The following is a 23,050-nucleotide window of genomic DNA, read 5'->3' as shown; positions in this document are numbered from 1 at the left end:
ATGACCAACACGCCTGATTCCAATTCAGAGGAGGGATTTCTCGGCAGGGGAATGGCGCTGTTTCCCTTCAGCATCCAGGGCGGGGAGGTGGCGATGAGCGGCTATGAGGATCAGGTGGAGCAATCCATTCGCCTGATCCTCGAAACCGAGTGGGGAGAGCGGGTGATGCGGCCCGAGTTCGGCGCCGGCATGGAGAGCGTGGCCTTCGAGCCGCTGAATGCGGTGACCCTGGCGCTGGTGCGCGAACGCGTGAGCGAGGCATTGCTTCGGTTCGAGCCGCGGATCGAACTGCTCAGCGTGGCCGTGGAGGCCGACGTGGCTGAAAGCGGCAGGCGGCTGCTGGTGTCCCTCACCTATCGCATCAGGCGAACGAACTCGCAAAAGAACCTGGTTTATCCTTTCTATGTCGAACGAGGAGAGGCCTGATGGTGCTGCCGCCCCCTCCCGTGGATCCGCGCAGCGCAGCGGATGTGGCCAGCCAGATCCAGCGTCTGCTGGTGAACTATCTCCACAAGGATTACAAGTGGAACAGTAAGGCAGACGGCGGCGAGATCGGCAGGGCTCTTACAGAGATCTGCGCCTACTACAGCGGGCTGGTGATTGATCGCCTCAATGGGGCCCCGCAGAAGCATTTTCTCGCCTTTCTGGATCGGCTGGGCAACAGCCTCATCCCAGCGACCGCCGCCCGGACGCCGCTCACCTTCCTCTTGGATCCCGGCGCACCGGGCGGCCGCCCGGTGCCGGCGGGCACCCAGGTGCAGGCGGAGGGCACCGACGCCGCCGGCCGGCCGCTGCTCTTCGAGACGGAATCGGACCTCTGGTTGAGCCCTTTTCTTCTCAAGGGACTGTTGCTGACGAGCCCTCCAAACCGCACGCAAGATCTCTCCCAACTGCTGACCCGCGAGTCAGGGGCAGGCAACGCCCCTGCAAGCCTTCCCAGCACGTCGTCGCTTACTCTCCACCTGGCGCTGGAAGACGGGCGGCAACCCGAGGTGGGCCGGGCTCTCACGGTCTACCTCCTCCTGGATCCTCTGCTCTACGACTCCACCGCGGCTTCGGGAGCCGGGACCTCCCGGGTGCTCTGGCACTACTCCGCCGGGGAAGCCAATAGAGGAGCGGTCATCTGGATGCCTCTGGCGATCGATGACGGCACCGACGGGCTCAACCAGAGCGGCATGGTCAGCTTCCTGGTTCCAGCCGGCTTCAAGCCCGCTGCATCCAGGTTCCAGGTGCGCGCCACCTTGCCCACTTTCAGAGGCGCCGTGCCCAGGCTGCGTGCCGTCTGGGTGAACACCGTGCCCGCGCACCAGGCGGTGACAATCCGCGAGGAAATCCTTGGCTCCAGCGATGGCACCGCCGATCAGGTGTTCAGGTCCTTTCGCAGGCCCGTGCTGGCCGAAGAGGTGCTGGAGGTTCTGGAGGTGCGCCCCGGTGGAGCTTCAGAGATCGAAGTGCCGCTGCTGTGGACCCGTTGGCGGGAGGTCTCCGACTTCCATGGCTCCAAGCCTTTCGATCGCCACTATGTGATCGACCGCAGCGAGGGCACGATCCGCTTCGGGAACGGGCGCCAGGGGCTGATTCCACCTCCTGGCGCCCGCAACGTCCGGCTGGCGAGCTACCGCTCCGGAGGCGGCCTGGCCGGCAACATCCCCGCCGGCACGGCCACAACCCCCGTTGCCGCAGGGCGCTACATCGCCGAGGTGTTCAATCCTGTGGCGGCCAGCGGCGGAGCCGAAGGCGAAACCACCGCCGCGCTCCTTCAGAGAGCTCCCCGGTCCCTGCGCCATCGTTTTCGTGCCGTAGCCGAGGAAGACTATGAAGATCTCGCCAGGCTCGCCTCCACGGAGGTGGCCCGCGCCCGCTGCGTCCCCCTGATCGATCTGGCGACAGACCCTGTGAAGGTGATCAGGACCCTCGACGATGAAAGGGCAGGTGCCGGAAGGGTGAGCCTGATTATCGTGCCGCGCTCGGCAGCCCCCAATCCGCTCCCCAGCCTGGAGCTATTGCGGCACGTGCGTGAGAAGCTGCTGGGGCAGGCGAGTGCCGCCGCCACCATCTCCGTGGTGGGCCCGCTCTACCTGAGGGTGAAAGCAACTGTGCGCATCCGATTGCGCTCTCCCCGCCGCGAGGATCTGGTGAGGGCCACCCTGAAGGAGGCGCTGGCGGATTGGTTGCATCCGCTCACCGGGCGTGGGGGTGAGGGCTGGGCCTTCGGCCGGGAGCCCCAGCCCTCCGATATCCACCGGCTGATCGCCGAGTTGGCGATCGAGGGCGTCGACCATGTGGGAACGATCACGGTCGCTGCCGTGGCTGATGATGTTGCCAACGCGGGCTGGGCACAAAACCTCAACCTGGCAAGTCGCACCGCGAAGGTGCGCGAGAGCGGCCGCTTCCTGGTGTGTTCCGGCGTCCACACCATCGAAACGATGTCCTGAGCGGAGAGCCACTGCATGCCGATCAGACTGCCCAATCTCGATGACCGCACCTTTGAGGAGCTGGTGGCCGCCGCCAAGCGATTGATTCCCGCCCACGCGCCTTCGTGGACCGATCACAACCCCTCGGATCCGGGGATCACCCTGGTGGAGCTGTTTGCCTACCTCACGGAAATGCAGCTCTACCGGGCCAACCGGATCAGCGAGCCTGCCTTGGAGGCTTTTGTGCGTCTACTGCGCGGCGACCCTGCTTATAAGATCACGCAAAACATCGAGCAGGAGATCGGCGACGCCGTTCAGGCCCTGCGGTTGGAGAATCGGGCTGTGACAGTGGCGGATTTCCGTGAGCTTGTCATGCGGAATCACCCACAAGTTGCCAGGGTTCATTGCCTGCAGGGATCCCGCGTGGATGTCACCCCCCGCTCCTTCAACGCCCCCTCCCACATCAGCCTTCTGGTGGTTCCCAACAGTCCTTCCACTCCAATGGAAAATCCCATTCCGAGCGAGAGTCTTGTCAATGAGCTGCTGGTCGATCTACGGCCGCGCTGTCTGCTCACCACCCGCCTCCATGTCGCCGGACCTCGCTATGTGAAGGTGCAGGTGAACCTGCAAGCACGGATCTTTGCTGACCAATCTCAGGGCGACGTAGCGCAGCAGATGAGTGACCGACTGAACGACTTCCTTCACCCTCTGCGTGGCGGCAGGAATGGCCAGGGGTGGCCATTTGGTGGTGCCGTCTATCTCTCCGAGGTCCTGGCCAGCCTGGATGGTGTTCCCGGGGTGGATTGGGTGGAGGCTATCCCAGGTCGGGCAGCCCTGTTGAGTTCTGATCCGAACCGCAGCATCACCGACGGTGGGCAACTGGTCGGCCTCCGGTTGCAACCGGATGAGCTGGTGCAATTCGATCCTTCCTCAAGCTTCACGATCACCCAGCACCGGGATCTGTTTCCGCAGCAATGACCATTCGACCCTCACTCCTCAGCCAGCTGCCGGAGGTCTTTCGCTCCAGTGAGAATGAAGCCCTGAGAGATTTCCTCAAAGCCTTCGAAAAGGTGCTGCTGGGTCGCCCAGACATCGGCACAGGCGATCGGCCAGGTCTCCCGTTCAAGGATCAAGACCTGAAATCCCTCAAGGGCCTGGAGGAACTGCTGGACGAGCTTCCGAAGCACTTCAGGCCTCTCGATGCTCCAGACGAATTTCTGCCCTGGCTGGGCCAATGGGTGGCCCTTTCCCTCGTGACTCAACGCGCTTTCGGGGATAACCAGGACGGCATGCGACAGTTCATTGCCAGAGTGGCCGAGATCTATCGCTTGCGAGGCACCAGGAAGGGCATGGAGTTGCTGCTGAAGACTTTCACCGGTAAGCCTGTGCGCATTGACGATCAGATTGATGGCGAGCCCTTCTTCTTCAAGGTGGGGATCAGGGTAGACGTGCGTAGCGAGCAGCGGGACCTGATGCTCGCCCGCGCCGTGATCAACCTGGAGAAGCCTGCCCACACCCGCTATGTGCTGATCCCGGAGGTTCCTACGATGAGGATCGGCAAGGGATGGCCAGACGATCCTAGGCGCACCGGATACTTCATCAAAGTAGGCGACCCTGAGAAAAGCCGCCTCGGCTTCACTCCCAAATCCTGAGGATCCATCTCATGGCTAACGATCTGATCAAACGACTGCGCTATTTCACCGGCCAGTACCTGGAAGAGGCAGACTTTCAGACCGAACAGCGTTATCACATCGGGCACCGAAGGCGTGCCAATCAAATCCTTTGGTTGGAGGCTGGAATCCTCGACAACGGCTTTCTGGTGCAACGCAATCCGAACAACTCCACATCGATCCTGATCACAAAGGGAGTGGGTGTGGATCAGGAAGGGCAGGAACTTGTGTTGATGGCGGATCTGGAGGTGGACCTGCCTCAAACTGAGGGGCGGAAGGTTGTCAGCTTGAGCTATGGCGAAGAAGAAGCAGATCAACAGGTCATGGACCAGGATGTCAGCGACAACACACGCTTTCAGGAAGTTCCTCGTGTTGCCTTTACAGACGATCTGCAAACCATTGATGCCAATCGGCAGATCGTCCTCGCCTTGATCGAGATCAATGCAGGCGGCGAGTTGGATGCGGATCCAGATCTCTCCGTCAGACAGATCGCCTCAGCACGGTTGCCCGGCGACCTGATCATCGGCCAGGGAAGCAATGGATTCCTGCGGACGAGGCATATCGATGGCAAAGACTTCCGCAATGACAATCTAGATCACCTTTTTCTGAATTATGCAACCAGCAAGGATGTTTACCTTGGCTTTGGCAATGGTTCCCGGTCTTCTTTGTATGTGAGCGGCAAGATTGGTGTGGGCACGCAATCGCCCAACGCACGGCTGGAGATCGATATGCAGACGACGAATGACGTGGCGCTCCGACTGGTCTCCTCCGGCCCCGGATGGGGCTCGGGGATTCAATTCCAGAACACCGCTGCTGGTACCGGGCGCACGTTTGGGATCTATTCCAACCCCCAAGGGGAATTGCATATCACGGATGAGGATGCTAGAGAGAGTCGTCTGGTGATGAATGGCCAAAAGCAACTGCGGATTGGTGGTGTCTTGATGCCTTCAGTTGGCAATAATGACTCGGCCGGCATCCTCTTCCCTCTCGATCCAGGAGGGGGTAGTGGCGACAAAGCGTTTATTCGCTACTTCGCTGATACCGGCGAAACAACGAAGCTGCTGATCGGTTGTGATAACGATATTGATGACCGCATCAGCTTTCAGCAACTGGGTGCGGAGCGGCTGACCATCTATGGGGGCAACATCGGCGTCGGTACAACCACACCCAGCGCTGGGAAGCTGCAATTTGCAAACGAGACTGGCAACAAGATCGTTGTTTGGGATGGCGGTCCAAATGACCGCTATGGCATCGGACTCAATGGAGGCAATCTAAATGCGTTCGTCCCTGTGCTTGGCAGTTTTTCACTGCGCCAGAATGGATCTGCTGGGAATGAAGTGTTCTCGGTTCGGGGCAATGGGAGCTCTCTTGATCTGACACATGCATCTCCTGAAGGACCGCGCCTTCTCTTGCGCAACCCAACCAAGACGGCTGTCGGCAGCGAGTGGGCCATTTACAATATGACTGGGGCTTATGGCAACAGTCTGCAGTTTTGGAATTACGATAACAACGGTGGAAGCCCATCTCCTCGTCTGATTATTCAGGACAATGGGGATATAATTTCAAATGGCAAATTTAGATGGAATAATGCAGGTCAAGTCAGCCAGAGGTACATTCTTCTCGGAAGTTTGCTGATATGCTGGGGAATGGAATCAATTCAAATCGAAGTTCCGCCGCTTGAGGGGGGTTATATTGAACATCGAGACATCGTATATCCATTGCCATTTTCAGTTCCCCCAGCAGTTTCAACCTCCTTGGATGATCCGGGCTATGGTACATTTGCCGGATCCACTTTTGTTGGCGTTTTCCAGGCGGGAACCAGTGGCTTTAAGCTAACAACAAAGCGAATCGCCTTCCCTTTGCTTCCACAACTACAAGGTGTAATAAATGTAGGCTGGATAGCCATTGGCCCTTCTTAAGGTTAAACCGATGCATGTCTTTGCTCCATCTTGAACTTCCCGCATTCTATCTGATGACTGATTTAGCCTTGCGTCTCGCAACCCTCCGCTCTGAGTACAACAAGGGCCACCAGCGTCTTACCGAGTTGCGTCGCGAAGAAGCGGAGGTACGCCAAACGCTCCTCCGCATCGAAGGCGCCATGATGGTTCTAGAGGAGATGGTCGCCCCAGAAGGGCCCCACTCTACTGAGGAGAACATGAATGAGCAAGCAGAGAGGGGATTGCCTACTCAAGAGGTGTGAACAGGAAACGGTATCTTCACGACTTATTGATATCGTATGTACCAGCTTCTCAGCCGAGACTGTTGATGTCCTGAGCAAAGATCTAGGGATATGACACTATAGAACTATAGAGGGCTAACAGCCAGATTCAGAATACGGGAGCATGGGGTGTCTTCTACAGCAAGACTTATGCCCGCTTCTGATCTGGAGCGTTGGCTGCACAGGAAGGCCGAGGTCGGTATCGTTGATTTGATGGTGGCGCTTTCGGATGCCGACAATCCTCAAAAGCGGCCCTTATAGGGTCTACTTCTACAGTCACGAGCCAAACGAGCCTCCCCATGTTCATGTCGACAGAGATAAGGCGTCTTGCAAAGTCTGGCTTGTTCCTGTGGCACTGTCTTCAAGCCTTGGTTTCAGCGCCAGAGAGCTGCGTGAAATTGAACGGCTGGTCAGCTTGAACAGAGCTATCCTGCTGAAAGCATGGGAGGAGTTTCATGGCTAACCCTGGTGAGCAGGTCACTGACGTTGCGTTGACAGAAGACAGGTTGATCGTCGACCTAGCTGACGGTCGTTCTATCTCGGTACCGCTGGCTTGGTTCCCGAGGCTTCTACATGCAACCTCCCAGGAGCGTGAAAACTGGGAGATTGCAGGGGCTGGCTACGGAATCCACTGGCCAGATGTCGATGAGGATTTAAGTGTGGAAGGCCTGCTTCGAGGTGCGCCAGCGCCCCAGGCAAAGGCTCTGGTCACCTAACACCGCCATGCACCTGAGCCGCCGCCGTAACATCATATTCTTCGTCCTGTAAACCTTGCGGCCAGGTGATGGCAAGCGTTAGGTAGACCCGCGGAGCCACCGGTTAAACTGAGCAGCATGGTAGTCCCCACGCACGATCTATTCATTGAGCCGATCTTGAGGCTCCTAGGCCAACACCCAGAAGGGATGGCTGTCAAAGATGCTCATTAAGCTGCTGCTGATGCTCTCGGAGTTACTGACGAAGAACGACAAGAGTTGCTCCCAAGTGGAACACAGCTTGTGTATAAGAATCGTGCAGCGTGGGCACATGACAGGCTGAAGAGGGCAGGGCTTTCGACAAGTCCCAGGCGTGGATTATGGAAAATCACTCAGGAGGGTCTTGATTTTCTCGATGCTCATCCCTTCGAGTTTACAAGCCAAACTAAGAACTGGAGAAGTTGCCCCGTCGGATGGCCCGCTGGGTGATGATCTCAAACCAGCGCTCAACCTGGTTCAGCCAGGAGGCATAGGTGTGGATGGAGGGCACATGGAAGCAGGGACGCTGTGCCAGCCACGACCAACCTTGGTGTGCTTGTCAGTGCAGGTGTTGTCCACGATCAGGTTCAGTCCAGCATCTCGGGCATAGAGCCCTCGATCAGGTGCAGGAGCCCAGGAACTCCTGATGCCGGGTTCCAGGGGCCCGACCTCAGATGCCTCTGGAAGCACACTGAGTTGGCCGGGATACATGAAGATTTTGAACTCCGCAGTGCTTACAAACAGCGGTTGCAGGTCAGGACAGGCACCAACTGAAGGGTTGAACATCGGCATGAGTCAATGCGCGGTTCTCATGTAACGGTGCATCTTCAGTACCCTGAAAGAAGAATCTTCTGGCCAATTGACTCAATGAATACCAATCTTCCCGGAGACTCTATGGCATGCATGCATTGCATAATAATGTTGATTCACTCGCAAGTCCACTTCGCGCCCCGATGATTATTAACGAACTTTGCGTTTTCACGCGTGTAACTTGGATTGAAGATTGTTCCATGGGTATACAAGCAGACACGATCACAAGGATGAAGGCTTAATTGTATGACAGGTGCAGTTCGGCCAACAGGGCGCACAGTGAGCCAAATAGCTTTGGCCGTTTCTTCTCCTATGGTCAGAGTCTCTCTGCTAAAAATCGAATTAGCCCCTACGAGGGTTCCATTCTTGGATTCCGGCACCGGCAATGTTACCCCTGCCATTACTATCATCTTGGGTGATGCTGACATATATGCGAACCCATACTCAACCGTATATCCTGATTTATTAATGAGCTCGACGGATCCTCCTCCGCCCCTTCTTGGACCACCTCGGACATCGTAAGGGCATCCATTAGGCTTCAACCTTTCGGCGATCGAATAGTTTATATCCTGATTTCTAGCATTGATAATATCTGTCTGGGGAGATGGGAATTAATTGGGACTTGAAAAACTGCTGATTGCCATTGAAAGACTGGGCATGTCTTGATAAGCAAGCCCAGGAGCGCCGCTCACGCTAGTTAAGCCAAGAAAAAGAAAAGCTACGGAAATGCATTGACTTTGTTTAGCTGAAGCCATGACCCCGGGGCAAGCCTGCTCGATTAAGTTAGCACGCAGCAAGCTTAGATGTCAACTCTTGTCAAGTTCTTTTTCTGACAAAGATTTCAGTTCAGCTGGTCTCGCCTAAAGAGCCTCTGAACAGCAAGTCTGCGGGAGTCCTCTGGGCCTCCTAAGTGTTCGTAATGGACATTGTCGATGACCGCGAAAGGGCTTTCTGCAAGCTGCTGCGCCTTGCCACAGCCTCGCTCGTGCAGCCCAACTGAGGTGGACGAACAGGGAATCACAATCTATGCACTGGCTCATCATGCCCGCAGACCAGGTTATTGGCGGAGCCGCACAGATGGCCGCTAACATCAAGATACAAAAGACGGGTGCGGAGGCAGCCACTTATGCCGAGGCTATGCCCCGCTTCTGATCTTGGCGTTAGACCTACAAGAGCAGTTCAATGAAGTTCAAAGCAATCCATATTCATAACCTGAATGAGTTGATCCCGGCATGGGCGCTAGATCCATACGCGACAGGCAAGAGTCTTGAAGAGATCTTTTCAAGCGAAGAAGGCAAAGGGTTCGTGCCAAATAAAAAGTCTATATTATCGACTTTAGGGTTTTGGATTGAGATAGACGCTTTGCTGGACCCACCGACAGTCCGAATTGCCACACCAGACGAATCAGTTGATTGCAGTGGCTGGTTAATCATAAAATGCCATTCTCTGGTGAATGAGAAAGCTCAGATTGAGATTCCTTTGAATCCAATCTTTAAGTGTTATCCAAATATACAAGGAAGTCATTGCCTGTATTCGCACGCATTCCAGACTGACGTTCCATTGGCATATGTTGGCGTAACAAAAAGAAGATGGTTCGATCGCTATAGCCAGCATGTCTCGTCTTCTCGTGGCGGCTCACGCCTGCTCTTTCATTCCGCCCTTAGAGATCATTCTGACAAGTTGATACTTCACAAGGTTTTCTTTGCCGAACTAAGCTCAGATGATGCCATGGAACTTGAAGAGGAGTTTGTATCAGATATTGGATTGTATCCGCTTGGCCTCAACATGATACCTGGTGGCAAAGCAGGGTTTGAATATCTTGGGCGACTTGGGGTACTTGCTAGATCCACAGAGGAGCGAGATGCACTGGTTGAACAGCTCTCATCCCGGGAGTCGTTTAAAGGAAGGCCGAATCCCCTTTGTGCTGCGTTATGGGAGAGCGATCCTGGTTTTGCGGAGCGTGTAATCTGCGGACATCGCGGTCGCTTAACTGTTGAGCAGGTGCGCACGATTCGTCATAATGCGGCATTGGGGAGAACCATTGATGCGATATCAATCCTTGTAAATGCGTCAAGTGTCAAACAAGTGAAGAATGTCCTCGAAGGACGAACTTATTCAAGGGTTAGGGATGAGGTCTAACAAGCCCCTTGAGTGGACAGGCCTCCTCTGAATGCCGCCGCCGCCCTGTACTCATTGCCTGCCACTCAGGGGCAGCGTTAGCAACATACTGCGAGAAATCAGCTCAACTTTTTCGCAATGTATTCCAAGACCTCAACTGCTGATGGACGAGGAGGTGACTTAGATGAGCCAATTATGGACTTCACTGCAGCCATGAAAGCATCTCTGTTCAAGTTTGCTTGACGCGAGAGACGACCAACGCATCTCTGAAATTGCGTTAGCGAAAGCACCGTCTCATTCCTTAGATCTTCTATAATATCGTCACGCGAGAGGCCACTGCAATCAAAAGAATTCTGAAGGTAAATAGCAATGGCTTCTTTCTCTGCCTTGGTACTCCTTCCGTCAATCTTGCTCAAGTATACTAGCGCCGCTATCTCGTCTGAATGTGATTCTCGCAATGCTTCTATGCGACCATACTTGGAATGCTTGTATTCACTCATCAAAAAAGCTGGAATATTAGCAATTACTTCTCCAGTCCTAATATCTACGCATCTCGAGATGCGACTAGCGATAAATGTGCGCCCGGCTTGACGCACATAGCAGTAGGCGTGGATGCCAGCATTTGAAACATCAGCGTTAAACGAGACTCGCCTCACCCTGATTCGCCTTTCGCTCTTCACTCCGTTTCTGTCGACGTATTCAATTTCGAGAATAGTATTTGATTCAGCTGATCCAGATCTTTCAAATGCTACATACTCCCCGTATTGACCATGCTCAAGATCTGATTCTTCCCATGCATCTTTCTCGTCTTCCCAGCTGGTTGCATGGTGGTCCTGTTGAACTGCTTGGAGTTCACCGTGTTTTGGGTTAAGGACAGGAAAGGACTCAACAATATCAGCCGATTGATCGCGTTCTGATCCGAAGTATGGCGTATCTAAAACCAGGCCTCGATTCGGCTTGTCAGGGCTAGGTTTAATGTTTTCTGTCTTGGATAAGGAAGCATAACTTCTGTGAGCTGAAGCTTTAGTGTGCTTCTGTTTTTTAGACTGTGCCAGGATAATATAGGCCGCGAGCACGAGAAGGGCAATCAGAACTAGTAGCGCCATGATTTAAGCCATCCTGTTTAGAAGGCTAGCAGGAATCGAGCGGGCAGCTCGTTTTAATATAGTCCCTGCCTATCCAGATGTAACAGTGAATGTATAAATGGTGGCAGGAGTAGATGCCGCTGGCATTTCTTTCCTGAGCTGGATGCTTTTATTGCGGGCTTTCCTGATTTATCGAGCTTGCCGTTTGGGGTATGCTCCAAGTTCATGGCATAAAATAATCTATTCTGTCTGACTTTTGAGGCGAAAGAACTATTGCCAAGGGAAGTTGCTAACATCAAGATTCAGCGGGCGGGAGCAAGGGTTTCTGAGTTCTGCATTGAGCTTCACCCCGCCGCTGATCTTGGCGTTAGGTTGACAAGCTAGCCCTATGACCTACTGCGTTGGTTGGAAATACAGAGACGCTGTCTTCTTACTTGCCGACACGGCGGTAACGAAGAACGCTCAGCCAAGCACTTCACATTCAAGCTTTGGGCAGCTTCATGCAGAAGTACGAGGGGAACACGTCGAGGAAGGCTTGCTTAAGCTGGTTCCGTTGAACTCTGGAACAGTAGCCGCCTTTGCTGGAGATGTTGAACTCGCGACAAGTTGCCTTGAGTTCATCTACGGACAGATGGACGCAGGGACTAGTCTACACGATGTCTGTAATGCACTCACAATTAGTTTGGGGCCGTTCCCGGAGGAGCGTCCTGTCGATATCTTGATTGCATTCACCGACCAGGAGGGACTGTGCGAGCTCGTTCATTGGAATTCGTCGCTGGGGCTGGATCCCACAGAATCTGATTGGTACCAAACTGGCAGTCTAACTTCATACCATGCTGACCTAACGCCGGCCCTCCTCTCGTTGTTTGTCTCAGGCAGTCTGGACACCGAGCGAATGCTTCCAGTCGCAAGTGCGATCGTCCAGTCCTACGGCATTCACCACGACTTGATCTCAATGAATGTCGGCGGCTTAGTATTCGGAGCACAGAGTCGACTGGGGTCTGTGACATGGCAGCCGGACACCAACTATTTCATCTATTCACTTGATTTCTCGTTTCGAGGCATCATCACAGCGATTGCCCGAGACAATACATTGGTCGTTTCTTCGTCAATAACCGATGACACGCGCGTTTTCGGCCATACCATATCCATGCCACGTCAAGACCTATGGACTCAAGATTGGGTTGAAAGGAGTAAGCGCGAGATTGATTCTGGATTGTCGCCCCTTTGGGTCTTCATAAGCACAGCTGGCCGAGTGATCACGATCATCTTCCGCTCTGATGTTAACAAAGATAGCCGCTATGTTAAGTTCCAGAATTTGGGCGGCGGCAAGTTCGATATTGGATTGAGCCCAGACCTTATGGCGCTCCTTCAACAGCCGCTTTATGATCGCAATGATGGAAGTCTGCCATTCAGATTGAATGTACGTAATGAATGACACTTTGCAACCTAACACCGCGATACACCTGAGCCGCCACCGTCGGCCGCACAATCTCAGCAAATCCACCTTGCGGCCAGGTGATCGCGAGCGTTAGGCATCACAGAAACGGCGTCTCTTGACACATGACCCCTCCAACTCCGAGCACCACCCAACGGGTAAGGACATGGGCCGCTTGGTTATTGCTGGTGCTGGCAGTTCCGATAGCTTCCGCTTCGGGCGCAATGTTCTACGGGCTCTTCCTCTCAGTATCGTCGGGTAAGTTGAGCACGCCCTCAAGGAGCTTCGGGCCAGCGAGTTCTGCTCTCAGCTTGTCCAAAAGTCCGTTGTGGTTCTTCGTGTTTCTGCTTCTCTATGCGGCAGTCGCCGCAGCCATCATGGTGGTAGCCGTTGTTATCGCCAGGTTGGCTTCAGTCATCTTCGCAGGCCGCGCTAGCTCCCATGCGCAGACGCCCCGTGAACAGCAGGGTCTGTCGCTGGCACCTTCATCGGCTTCCAATGCACAGCAATCCGTCGCTTGGCCGCTCTGGGCATCGTCTACCTCTGCAGGTAGCTTGGCTCGAACGTTAGACCGATGCAGAACACACCGATGCGACTAAGCGGGTACCTGAAATCGTGGAATGATGAGCGGGGCTTCGGGTTCATCGAACCAGCGCAGGGTGGCAAGGATATCTTCGTTCACATCAAGGCCTTTCCAACTGGTACCGGCCGCCCGACGATCGGGCAAGCTTTGACCTTCGCCGTTGAACTAGCTCCAAACGGTAAGAAGCGTGCGCACTCCGTCAACTACCTTGTAGATACCCGAACACGCAAGACTCATCGAGCGGAGCCTCCTGCATCATGGACGCTCCCGCGGCTACTGGTGATCCCGGCTTTCGCCTCAGTCTGGCTCTATGTCGCAAGCCGATGGCCGGTCAATCCTATGGTTCTTGTGGTGTATATCACGCTCAGCCTCTTGACGTTTCTTACCTATGCGGTCGATAAGTCGGCTGCTATCCATGGACGCTGGCGCACGCCGGAGAAGACATTACACCTGCTGAGTGTGGCTGGCGGCTGGCCTGGCGCATTACTTGCACAGCAGCTACTGCGTCACAAGTGTTCCAAGCCAAGATTCGTGGCGATCTTCTGGATCACAGTGGCCGCAAACGTCGCGGGCTTTTTCGCAATGCATTCAGTGTTGCTCAGGGATGTGTAGACATGAAGGCGCGGCTAAACCTCCAGATGCGGATCGAAGCCGTGGAGCTTGTCTGTGAATTTGCTGGGATCTTGCCCGCTTCTGACCTGGAGTGTTAGGCCTCGCAACCGAATGGCTGTGCCCTCTCCGCTTTCCAGGAGCTGACTACCCGAACCGACCACCGATGTATTCCCCAACCATTGATGGTTTCTCGATTCGTGGGTCGGACGTGCGCTACAGCGAGTGCCCGACGACCGACGACCTGTCCGAAGTGGTCCACTGCTTCTGGGAACTGCGAGCCGTTGCCAAGCTGCCGGATGACTTTCACTATCACGCGCTACCCGACGCCTGTGTCAACCTCTTGTTCAATCTGGTCGACCCCACGATTGCCGGAGTCACGGCGCTCCATACGCAAGCAACAACACTCAACCTGGGAAGAGCATTCCACTATGCAGGAATTCAGTTCTATCCAGGAGCCTGGCAGGGAGACCGGTCTGAGATCGTCGACAGGTATGTCGGAACGCCATACCTGGGTACGTTGCCGCTCGTTGAAACGTGCCGACGACTCGTAGGTCTCGAATTCTCAGACATGGTGCCAGTCATGGCCGAGCAAGTGCGGTGGTGCATGATGCATGGTCACGCACGAGCGAACCCAATCACTGCGTGCATACTGTCGAATCTTGATGCCATCCGATCTGTCGGCGATATGGCCGCCTTGGTCGGGCTGTCCACTCGGCAGTTGCAGCGTACGCTCCAGCGACTCACGGGATTCGCACCGCATGATCTGATCAAGGTTCTCCGAGTGCAAGAGTCATTCCGCAAGCACTACCTTGATCTGTACGCCGACCAGGCCCACTTCACCCATGCCTTCCGGCAAGCCACCGGCTATACCCCGGGCCAATACCGAAAGCGCTTCGGTGACTGATCCATACAAGACGGCCCCAGGCGACACCGATAACCTCACAGCTTCACTTGCAACAACGGAGCTCACGATGGTTAAGCAGAACGCAATTGGTTGGTTCGATTTGTATGTGGACGACATGGATCGCGCCACGGCCTTCTACGAGACCGTCTTGCCGCACCGGCTGGAGCCGATGGAAGACCCGACCGGAGACACCCTGATGCGGGGCTTCCCCGCGAACATGACCGCCTACGGCGCGGCTGGCGCACTTGTGAAATCTCCCCATGGTCGTCCAGGAATTGGCGGCACAATGATCTACTTCAGCGTGAATGACTGTGCCGTGGAAGAAGAGCGGGTAGTGGCGGCAGGCGGCAAGGTCCTGCGCCCAAAGTTCTCCATAGGGCCATTCGGTTGGGTAACTCTGTGCATGGATACGGAGGGCAACATGTTCGGATTGAACTCGATGCAGTAGGCGCAGCGCCGTCGACGACGGCCTAACCCCTCCGTTCAACCCTGACTCGGAAACGCGCCTGCCTCTGCGGTCAGGGTTGACTTGATGGCCGCATCGGATGGCCAATACCGAGGCGCCGCACACCATCGCTTCCGAAGACAGCCTGTTGCTGGTGATCGGCAAAGAAGGCCGGCCCCCTCAGCCCAGATCCGCCAGCCGCTGCCGCGCCAGCGCCGCCTGGGCCTCCGCTTCGGCCAGGTTGGCCTTGCATTCGGCCACCACCTCCGGCGGCGCCTTGCCCGCGAAGTTGGGGTTGGCGAGGCGGCCGGCCAGGCCGCTGATCTCCTTGGTGGCCTTGGCGATGTCCTTCTCCAGGCGGGCGCGCAGGGCGTCGAGGTCGACCAGGCCTTCCAGGGGCAGCAGCACCTGCAGCTCGCCGCTCACCGCCGCCAGGGCCCGGGCCGCAGGGCGCTCGGCTGCCGCCGCCGGATCCAGCACGGTCACGCTCTCCGCCCTGGTGAGGGTGGTGATGTCGGGGCTGCCCTCCCGCAGCACCGCCGCCAGCTCCTGGCGGCCGCTGATGAACAGCACCGGCGCCCCCTGGGAGGGCTTGAGCCCGGCCACGGCGCGCAGGTTGCGCACCACCCGGATCGCCTCGATCAGCTCAGCGAACGACGCCTCCAGGCCTTCATCGAGGGCGGCGCTGTCGGCAGTCGGCCAGGGCTGCAGGGCCAGGAAGGTGCCCTCGGGGGCGCCGGTGAGCCCATGCCAGAGCTCCTCGCTCAGGTGGGGCATCAGCGGATGCAGCAGCACCAGCAACTCCGCCAGCACCTTGGCCAGCACCTGCCGGGCCACGCGCTGGTCGGCCAGGGCTTCGGGGCCCAGGGGCTCGCCTTCCACGGCGGGTCGTGGGTTGAGGCGGCGCTTGAGCAGCTCGATCGTCCAGTCGCAGACCTCGTTCCAGGCGAACTCGTACAGCCCCTTGGCGGCTTCCCCCAGGCCGTAGCTGGCGTAGCGCTCGGCCGTTTCCCGCTTCACCCGCTCCAGCCGCGAGAGGATCCAGCGGTCGGCGAGCTGCAGGTGCGCGGGGTCCGGGGCGCCCAGGCTGGCGGGCGTCTCCCCGCCCAGGTTCATCAGGGCGAAGCGGGTGGCGTTCCAGAGCTTGTTGGCGAAGTTGCGTGCCGCCTCCACCGTGGCGGAGCTGCCGCTGGCGCGGTCGTAGTCGAGGCGGATGTCCTGGCCGGCGCCGGCCACCTCCCGCACCAGGGCGAAGCGCAGGGCATCGGCGCCGTAGCGCTCGATCAGCGGCAGCGGATCGATGCCGTTGCCGGCGCTCTTGCTCATCTTGCGGTTGTTCTCGTCCCGCACCAGGCCGTGGATCATCACGTCGGCGAAGGGCATCCAGGCCTTGCCGGCGCCGAGGGGCTGCATGGCGCCGGCCAGCATCGTCATGCGGGCCACCCAGAAAAAGATGATGTCGAAGCCCGTCACCAGCACGCTGGTGGGGTACCAGCGGGCCAGATCGGCGGCCTCCGTCTCGGGCCAGCCCAGGGTGGAGAAGGGCCACAGGCCGCTGGAGAACCAGGTGTCGAGCACGTCCGGGTCCTGTTCCAGCTGCACGTCACCAAACTGCGCCTCCGCCTTGCTGCGGGCTTCGACCGCATCACGGGCCACCACGTAGGGCGTGGCCTCGGTGATCACGCCGCCGGTCTCGCTGACCACGAACCAGGCGGGGATGCGGTGGCCCCACCAGAGCTGGCGGCTGATGCACCAGTCGCGGATGTCGGTGAGCCAGTCGCGGTAGACCTTCTCCCAGCGCTCCGGCACGAAGCGGGGCGCGCCGCCCTCGAGGGCCTCCCGGCAGCGGGCCGCCAGCGGCTCGGCGTTCACGAACCACTGGGTGGAGAGCAGGGGCTCCACCGGCACCTTGCCGCGATCCGAGAAGGGCACGCTGTGGCGGTGGGGCTCCACCTTCACCAGGAATCCCTCCGCCTCCATCGCCGCCACCACCGCCGTGCGGGCCTCAAAGCGATCCAGGCCGGCGAAGCGGCCGGCGGCCGCGTTCATGCTGCCGTCCTTGGCCATCACCGTGATCAGGGGCAGGCCGTGGCGGCTGCCGATGGCGAAGTCGTTGGGGTCGTGGGCGGGGGTCACCTTGACGCAGCCCGTGCCGAAGGCCGGGTCCACGTGCTCATCCGCCACGATCGGGATCTGCCGTCCCACCAGGGGCAGGGTGACCGTCTGCCCCACCAGGGCGGCGTAGCGGGGGTCGGTGGGGTGCACCGCCACGCCGGTGTCGCCCAGCAGCGTTTCCGGGCGGGTGGTGGCCACCACCAGGTGGTCGGTGCCGTCGGCGGCGGGGCCGCCTGAGAGGGGATAGCGGAAGTGCCAGAGGTGGCCGTCGAGCTCCTTCATCTCCACCTCCAGATCGCTCACCGCCGATCCCGAGGCCGGGCACCAGTTGACCAGATACTCGCCGCGGTAAATCAGCCCCTGCTCGTGCAGGCGCACGAAGGCCTCCACCACCGCCTCACTGAGGCCGGGATCGAGGGTGAAGCGCTCGCGGCGCCAATCCACCGAGTAACCCAGGCGGCGCAGCTGGCCCACGATCGTGCCGCCGCTTTCGCCCTTCCAGGCCCAGGCCCGCTCCAGGAAGGCGTCGCGGCCCAGGTCGTCCTTGCTGCCGCCTTCGGCCTTGATCTGCTTCTCAAGGATCGTCTGCACCGCGATCGAGGCGTGGTCCGTGCCGGGCAGACACAGCACGTTCTTGCCCTGCAGGCGCTGAAAGCGCACGATCGTGTCGATCAGGGCCGTCTCGAAGCCGTGGCCCATGTGCAGGCTGCCGGTCACGTTCGGCGGCGGGATCACCACCGCGAAGGGCTCGCCTGCGGCGGCCGGATCGGGGTGGAAGGCACCGGCCTCCTCCCAGGCCGCCTGCCAGCGCGCCTCGGTGGCGGCCGGGTCGTAGGTCTTGGGCAGGGAGGCCTCCGGGGCCGGGATGGGCACGGCGACGGCTGGGGCGTCGCTGGCATTCGCCTCGGGCACGGCTGGGTGGCGAAGATCGGCCCATGCTCTCAAAGGGGACGCCGGTCAACCCAGCGCGACGTACACCTCCTGACCGAAGACGTTCTGCACCACGAACAGCAAGACGAAGCCGATCACGGCCGCGATCAGGGGTGTGGTGACCCAGCCGGAAGCGATCCCAACCAGCACCCCCCAGCGAATCTGGCGCACACCGCGAAGGCCCTGGAGCAGACCGATACCCAGCACCGAACCGATCACGGCCTGGGATCCCGAGACCGGCAACAGGGGGATCGTGGGCAACCCCCAACCGGCCAGCAGGCTTTCCAGCGCCGTGGAGGAAAAGATGAACAGCACCAGCGAATGGGAGACCACCACCACAAACGCCGCCAGTGGCGAAAGGGTCAGCAGGCTGTCGCCCACGGTCATCATCACGCGGCGGGAATAGGTGTACACACCCACGGCCACGGCGATGGCGCCGAGCAGGAACAGCTGCTCCACCGACGAGACGCTGAAGCCGCCCAGGGTCAGGTCACGGAAGGGCGAAGCTGCCACGAAGAAGCCCATCACGTTGCCGATGCCGTTGGCGCCGATCGCATAGGAGCCGAAGATTCCGGCCAGGATCAGGCCGCTGCGGGTGTTGCGGTCCAGCGAGAGCAGGTGGGGCTGGCTGTGGCGGATCCACGCCACCAGCAGCCTGTAGAGCAGCATCGCGAAGATCGCCCCGAGCACCGGCGAGATCGCCCAGGTCGCCACGATCCGGCGCAGGGTGCCCAGGTCGGTGGGGGAGCCGCTGAACAGGTTCCAGCCGATGATCGAGCCCACCACCGCCTGGCCGGTGGAGGCCGGCAGGCCGATCTTGCTCATCCAGGCCACCGTGAGGGCGGCGGCCAGAGCCGCGGTGAACGCACCCGGCAGAGCGTTGATGGCACCCAGCTGGCTGAGCCCCTCAGCGGCACCTGTGCCACTGGTGACCGCTCCGATGATCACGAACACACTGCACAGGAAGGCCGCGGTGGAGAAGCGCAGCATCCGCGTCGCCACCGCCGTGCCGAAGGCGTTGGAGGCGTCGTTGGCTCCCATCGACCAGCCCAGAAACAGGCCGCTGGAGAGAAAGATCACGGTGACGATCAGGGCCATGGTCAAAGCTCCGGCTCAGAGTGAGCGCTTGATCGCAAAGATCGAGAGGTTGTCACCGATGTTCTCCGCCTTGTCGGCCAGGGCATCGATCATCGCCACAGCTTCACGCAGCAGCGAACGCTGCTCGAAGCTGAGATCGGTGGCGAAGATTCTGCTCTTGATCCGGCAGGCGAGTTTGTCGGTTTCATCCTCGAACACCCGTACCTCATTGATGTGGTCGCGCACCTCTGCAGGCGTGCGGAAGAAGGTGCGGGCCGCCACAACCACGGCCTGCACACTGCGGATCGCCATTGTCGTCAGGTCAGCGAAATCCTGGCCGAACTCCTCCCTCCGCTTCGGCTGCACGATCATCAGCTCCTGGTAGCCGTCGCCCATCTCATCGAGCAGTTCGAACAGACTGCCGAGCAGACGCAGGACATCACTACGGGCGTCGGGCAGCAGCATCTCCGTGTAGAGCATGGTGACGATCGAGCGTCGTAACTCACTGCAGCGGCGTTTGATCTCGATGGTCTGGTTCAGTTTCTCCAGGCAGATCTCCTGGTCTTCATTGGCGCAGAGATAGGCCTTGATCCCCATCTCCACAACGATCACGCCCTCGGAGATCTTGTCGAGGAATTCATCGATCAGGCCTTCGAGGAATCTGGTTTTTCCGAACAGTGGCGGGGATTCGTTGAACACCTGCTTCCCCTCGCTTTTCTCCTGCGTACCACCTTACCGATGGGGGCTTGCAGTCAGGCTGCTCGCCGCCATCACGCGCCCGGAGACGCAGGGCGGGGCCGGGCGTCATCGCGCAGTCGGGGCAACAGCTGGTCGTGGAGCCATTCTCCCCATTTCTGAGCGCCTAACCTCCGCCCATGGCCACCGCCCCACCCCTGGAGTTCCTCCCCCCTCGGCTCGATGATCGGGTGCTGGCGGTGGGGCGGCTGGTGCTGCCGATCTGGCAGCGGTGGCGCTGCAGGATCGACACGGTGGAGGTGAAGGGCATGGCCTCGCTCGTCGAAGCGATGCGCTCCTTCCAGGCCGGTGAAAGCCGGCTGCTGCTCGCCTTCCGGCACCCCAGCCTCGACGATCCCCTGAGCATGGCCCAGCTGCTCTGGGTGGAACTGGCCAGGGCGGGCCGGCAGCAGGGCCTCCGGTTCGATCCACCCCCCACCGCCCAGTTCCTCTTCGACCGCGGCATTCCCCTCTGGGCCGGGGCGGGGATGGGTTGGCTGTTCACCCATCTGGGGGGTGGCTCAATCCAGCGCAGCAAGCTGGATCTGCCCGCCCTGCGCACGGCACGGCGGCTGCTGCTGGACGGGCCCCATCCCTTCGCCCTGGCGCCGGAAGGGGCCACCAACGGCCACAACGAGTTGCTCAGCCCCCTGGAGCCCGGCACCGCCCAGCTCGCCTTCTGGACGGCCGCCGACCTCGCCGACGCCGGGCGCCGCGAGCGCATGGACCTGCTGCCGATCGGCCTGCAATACAGCTACATCGGTTCGATCTGGGCGGCGATCGAGGCCCTGCTCTGCCGACTGGAGGAAGAAGCGGGCCTGAGCCCCGATCCCGGCCACGATCTGGCCTCCTCCCGGCTGCTGGAGCGGCTGGTGCGGCTCGGGGAACGCATGCTCGAACAGATGGAGGCCTTCTACCGCGACAAGGTGCATCTCCCCCTGCCAGAAGGGGAGGCCCCTCTGGCGGAAGCCGCCACCACCCCCTTCGGACCCCGGCTGCAACGGCTGATGGATCTGGCCCTGCAGCGGGTGGAGCTGTCCTTCGGGCTGCACCCCAGTGGCAGCCTCACCGACCGCTGCCGGCGCCTGGAGCAGGCGGGCTGGGATCGGCTCTACCCCGCCCAGCCCGCCAAGGCCACGCCCCTGAGCCCCCTGGCCCAGGGACTGGCCGACCGACTGGCGGCCGAAACCGAGGCCCAGCTCTGGCACATGCGCGTTGTGGAGTCGTTTGTTGCCGTGAGCGGCAGCTATGTGCGGGAGCGGCCCAGCCAGGAGCGCTTCGCCGACACGCTGCTGCTGCTCTGGGACACCCAGTGCCGGATCCAGGGCCAGACCGCCAACCAGCGCCCACGGCTGGGCCGGCTGCGGGCGCGGATCAGCATCGACGCACCGATCGTGGTGGACGACCGCATGGCGGACTACCGCCGTGATCGCCGCCAGGCGGTGCAGGCGCTCACCGAGGAACTGGCCCTCCGGCTGAAGGGGCTGATCGTGCCCTCGGCCCTGGGGTGAGGCCTCAGCCGGCGGCAAGGCGCGCCACGTAGGCGTCCAGCGAGCCGACGTTGATCCAGCCGGTGGCGATGGTCTTGGTGTGGCTCTGGCTGATGCGGCCCCTGTGCAGGTGGGACAGGCCGGCGGGAAAGATCGCCAGCTTCCCCTTGACGGCCTCCTCGTGGTGGTCCTGCCAGTGAAATTCCGTGCCGCCGTCCGGCACCGTGTTGAGGTAGAGGATCCAGGCCAGCACGCGACGGATCGGTTCGGTGGCCTCGTCGCTGGTGTTCCAGTCGCAGTGCCAGCTGTAAAAGCCTTCCCCGGGCGCATAGCGCTGCAGGTTGAAGATCGGGTTGACGAACAGGGAGCGCTCCGGACAGCAGGAGAGGAACAGGGGGCGCTCGGCCAGGTAGCGCTTCAGGCCGGCGGAGACGCCGCGCATGATCACATCCGCCAGGCCCTGGGCCTCGGGGTCGGAGCGGTCGAGCCACACCAGGCTGATGTCGGTGGAGATCTTGCCGGGATCGCCTTCAGCACCGGCCCCCGTTTCTGGACCGCCATCGCTGCCGAAGGAGAAGGCGACACCGCGGCGCTGCAGGTCACTGCGACGGTCGAAGAAGGCCATCGCCGCCTCAGCCAGGGCCACGTATCCCGGATCCTCGAAGCTGCCGATCAGCCGCATCCGCGCCAGGGATCTCGCTGCGAGGAAACCTAGAACGACTGCCAAGGCACCGCCATCAGGGCCTCCAGCGGCTGCCAGCGGCGGCGATCGGCCGTCACCAGGGTGCTGAGGCCAACGGCCTGCAGGGCCGCCGCCACCCGCTCAGGATCCAGCAACCCAAGTGGAACGGCATCGGCTTCGAGGCCCGCCGCAAGGGGCAGCACCAGCACCTGCGGCTCGGCCGGATCGGCCATCACCCGCAGGTTCAGCTCAGGCAGCTCCCGCTCAAAGAACAGCCGCCGCATCCGGGCCGTGAGCGCCGGACCCAGGGCGGCCGCGAAGGCCTCAAGGGCCCGGGCCTCGCCAGAACAACCACAGCTGAGGGCCAGCCAGATCAGCAACTTGGCCCAGCTCTCGGCCGTCCACAGTGGAGGAAAGCTGTCGCGATGGCCGCGCACCAGTTCGGCGATGGCGAAGTCGAACAGGGTGCCCTGCAGGGAGGCCACCGATGGCAGGGGTTCCGGATCCATCGCTCCATCCTGACGACCAGGCGGCAAACTGCAGAGGCAACGTCCGTCCCTGGAGACGCCCGATGGCCCTCGATCTGAACGATCCTGAGCTCGAGTTCGCCGATCTCGTCACCGCTTACCAGAGCTGGGTGATGGCCGTGATCAACGACGAGAAGCTGGGGGGCGACAAGCTCCTCACCGACGACATCGCCGACGACGCCCTGAACGCGATGCGGTTCCTGCCGGATGTGGTGACCAGCGCGATCGAAACGACCCTGGCGCGGGTCTACGACGTGGACCCCGACGAACTCGCCGAGCTGCTCTACCCGGAGGACTGATCAGAGCCGGGAGGCCAGGGGTGCCCCCAGGGGCGAACACCCCTAGGAGCCTGCTGAAATAGCCGCCAATCCGACTCCAGCCACAACGTTTTTGTCTGTGACGGCCATGGACAGCCCTGATCGGCAGTGGGGTTCAACTCTTCGGGTGGATTTTCTTGGCCCTTGTG

General features: G+C 59.8%; 21 protein-coding genes and 1 pseudogene. 16 read left to right on the top strand and 6 right to left on the bottom strand.

Annotated features, from left to right (window positions below; translation table 11 throughout):
• The 10 genes and pseudogenes from KBY95_RS15470 (at position 1) to KBY95_RS15425 (ending at position 9,982) form a co-directional block, all read left to right on the top strand.
• A complete protein-coding gene (locus KBY95_RS15470; RefSeq protein ID WP_254966183.1) occupies positions 1 to 426 on the top strand; it encodes a GPW/gp25 family protein in 426 nt (141 codons plus the stop codon).
• Positions 427 to 446: 20 nt separating this feature from the next.
• Positions 447 to 2,435, top strand: coding sequence for a putative baseplate assembly protein (locus KBY95_RS16455; RefSeq protein WP_254966182.1), 1,989 nt, complete (start codon positions 447 to 449; stop codon positions 2,433 to 2,435).
• A 15-nt stretch (positions 2,436 to 2,450) separates the two neighbouring features.
• Positions 2,451 to 3,392 carry a hypothetical protein gene (locus KBY95_RS15460; protein ID WP_254966181.1) on the top strand — a complete coding sequence of 314 codons (942 nt, stop codon included), beginning with the start codon at positions 2,451 to 2,453 and terminating at the stop codon, positions 3,390 to 3,392.
• A complete protein-coding gene (locus KBY95_RS15455; RefSeq protein WP_254966180.1) occupies positions 3,389 to 4,066 on the top strand; it encodes a phage tail protein in 678 nt (225 codons plus the stop codon). Before KBY95_RS15460 ends, KBY95_RS15455 begins: the two co-directional genes overlap by 4 nt.
• 11 nt (positions 4,067 to 4,077) lie before the next feature.
• Positions 4,078 to 6,003 carry a hypothetical protein gene (locus tag KBY95_RS15450; RefSeq protein ID WP_254966179.1) on the top strand — a complete coding sequence of 642 codons (1,926 nt, stop codon included), beginning with the start codon at positions 4,078 to 4,080 and terminating at the stop codon, positions 6,001 to 6,003.
• Between the two features lie 14 nt (positions 6,004 to 6,017).
• On the top strand, positions 6,018 to 6,284 hold the full coding sequence (locus KBY95_RS15445; RefSeq protein ID WP_254966178.1) for a hypothetical protein: 267 nt from the start codon (positions 6,018 to 6,020) through the stop codon (positions 6,282 to 6,284).
• Between the two features lie 247 nt (positions 6,285 to 6,531).
• A complete protein-coding gene (locus tag KBY95_RS15440; protein WP_254966177.1) occupies positions 6,532 to 6,765 on the top strand; it encodes a DUF4160 domain-containing protein in 234 nt (77 codons plus the stop codon).
• Positions 6,758 to 7,018: a DUF2442 domain-containing protein gene (locus KBY95_RS15435; protein ID WP_254966176.1), complete on the top strand. Its 261-nt coding sequence runs from the start codon at positions 6,758 to 6,760 to the stop codon at positions 7,016 to 7,018. Before KBY95_RS15440 ends, KBY95_RS15435 begins: the two co-directional genes overlap by 8 nt.
• A gap of 225 nt (positions 7,019 to 7,243) precedes the next feature.
• Positions 7,244 to 7,483 (top strand): annotated as a pseudogene (locus KBY95_RS16555) (winged helix-turn-helix domain-containing protein); the annotation flags it as partial.
• Between the two features lie 1,542 nt (positions 7,484 to 9,025).
• Positions 9,026 to 9,982 carry a hypothetical protein gene (locus KBY95_RS15425; protein WP_254966175.1) on the top strand — a complete coding sequence of 319 codons (957 nt, stop codon included), beginning with the start codon at positions 9,026 to 9,028 and terminating at the stop codon, positions 9,980 to 9,982.
• Between the two features lie 98 nt (positions 9,983 to 10,080).
• On the opposite strand, the gene KBY95_RS15420 is transcribed toward KBY95_RS15425, so the two are convergent.
• Positions 10,081 to 11,067, bottom strand: coding sequence for a hypothetical protein (locus KBY95_RS15420; RefSeq protein ID WP_254966174.1), 987 nt, complete (start codon positions 11,065 to 11,067; stop codon positions 10,081 to 10,083).
• A 367-nt stretch (positions 11,068 to 11,434) separates the two neighbouring features.
• Here KBY95_RS15420 and KBY95_RS15415 point away from each other — a divergent pair, with 367 nt between their 5' ends.
• From KBY95_RS15415 to KBY95_RS15395, 4 genes are all read left to right on the top strand, one after another.
• Complete coding sequence (locus KBY95_RS15415; RefSeq protein WP_254966173.1) at positions 11,435 to 12,484, top strand: hypothetical protein; 1,050 nt, start codon at positions 11,435 to 11,437, stop codon at positions 12,482 to 12,484.
• Positions 12,485 to 13,058: 574 nt separating this feature from the next.
• Positions 13,059 to 13,679, top strand: a complete 621-nt coding sequence (locus tag KBY95_RS16550; protein WP_396095038.1) for a DUF1294 domain-containing protein — start codon at positions 13,059 to 13,061, stop codon at positions 13,677 to 13,679.
• 163 nt (positions 13,680 to 13,842) lie between these two features.
• Positions 13,843 to 14,583 (top strand): AraC family transcriptional regulator, encoded by a 741-nt coding sequence (locus KBY95_RS15400; RefSeq protein ID WP_254966172.1) that lies wholly within the window; start codon positions 13,843 to 13,845, stop codon positions 14,581 to 14,583.
• Positions 14,576 to 15,031 (top strand): VOC family protein, encoded by a 456-nt coding sequence (locus KBY95_RS15395; protein WP_254966171.1) that lies wholly within the window; start codon positions 14,576 to 14,578, stop codon positions 15,029 to 15,031. The genes KBY95_RS15400 and KBY95_RS15395 overlap by 8 nt, the downstream gene beginning before the upstream one ends.
• 177 nt (positions 15,032 to 15,208) lie before the next feature.
• Here KBY95_RS15395 and KBY95_RS15390 read toward each other — a convergent pair whose 3' ends face one another.
• The 3 genes from KBY95_RS15390 to KBY95_RS15380 all read right to left on the bottom strand — a co-directional run bounded on the left by KBY95_RS15390 (position 15,209) and on the right by KBY95_RS15380 (position 19,849).
• On the bottom strand, positions 15,209 to 18,010 hold the full coding sequence (locus tag KBY95_RS15390) for a valine--tRNA ligase (RefSeq protein WP_396095039.1): 2,802 nt from the start codon (positions 18,008 to 18,010) through the stop codon (positions 15,209 to 15,211).
• Positions 18,011 to 18,100: 90 nt separating this feature from the next.
• Positions 18,101 to 19,171 (bottom strand): inorganic phosphate transporter, encoded by a 1,071-nt coding sequence (locus tag KBY95_RS15385; protein ID WP_254966170.1) that lies wholly within the window; start codon positions 19,169 to 19,171, stop codon positions 18,101 to 18,103.
• A gap of 15 nt (positions 19,172 to 19,186) precedes the next feature.
• Positions 19,187 to 19,849 carry a DUF47 family protein gene (locus KBY95_RS15380; protein ID WP_254966169.1) on the bottom strand — a complete coding sequence of 221 codons (663 nt, stop codon included), beginning with the start codon at positions 19,847 to 19,849 and terminating at the stop codon, positions 19,187 to 19,189.
• A gap of 176 nt (positions 19,850 to 20,025) precedes the next feature.
• Between KBY95_RS15380 and KBY95_RS15375 the strand changes: the two genes are divergently transcribed.
• On the top strand, positions 20,026 to 21,396 hold the full coding sequence (locus tag KBY95_RS15375) for a 1-acyl-sn-glycerol-3-phosphate acyltransferase (protein WP_254966168.1): 1,371 nt from the start codon (positions 20,026 to 20,028) through the stop codon (positions 21,394 to 21,396).
• Positions 21,397 to 21,400: 4 nt separating this feature from the next.
• Here KBY95_RS15375 and KBY95_RS15370 read toward each other — a convergent pair whose 3' ends face one another.
• A complete protein-coding gene (locus tag KBY95_RS15370; RefSeq protein WP_254966196.1) occupies positions 21,401 to 22,057 on the bottom strand; it encodes a 2OG-Fe(II) oxygenase in 657 nt (218 codons plus the stop codon).
• A gap of 29 nt (positions 22,058 to 22,086) precedes the next feature.
• Positions 22,087 to 22,566: a protein phosphatase gene (locus KBY95_RS15365; protein ID WP_254966167.1), complete on the bottom strand. Its 480-nt coding sequence runs from the start codon at positions 22,564 to 22,566 to the stop codon at positions 22,087 to 22,089.
• 62 nt (positions 22,567 to 22,628) lie between these two features.
• Between KBY95_RS15365 and KBY95_RS15360 the strand changes: the two genes are divergently transcribed.
• Positions 22,629 to 22,883, top strand: coding sequence for a hypothetical protein (locus KBY95_RS15360; RefSeq protein ID WP_094585220.1), 255 nt, complete (start codon positions 22,629 to 22,631; stop codon positions 22,881 to 22,883).
• Positions 22,884 to 23,050: the final 167 nt, after the last annotated feature.

The sequence above is a fragment of the Cyanobium sp. Aljojuca 7A6 genome, assembly GCF_024346455.1.
Lineage (GTDB): Bacteria > Cyanobacteriota > Cyanobacteriia > PCC-6307 > Cyanobiaceae > Cyanobium.
Note: the sequence above shows the minus strand (reverse complement) of the source record. Positions and strands in the feature narration are given on the sequence as shown.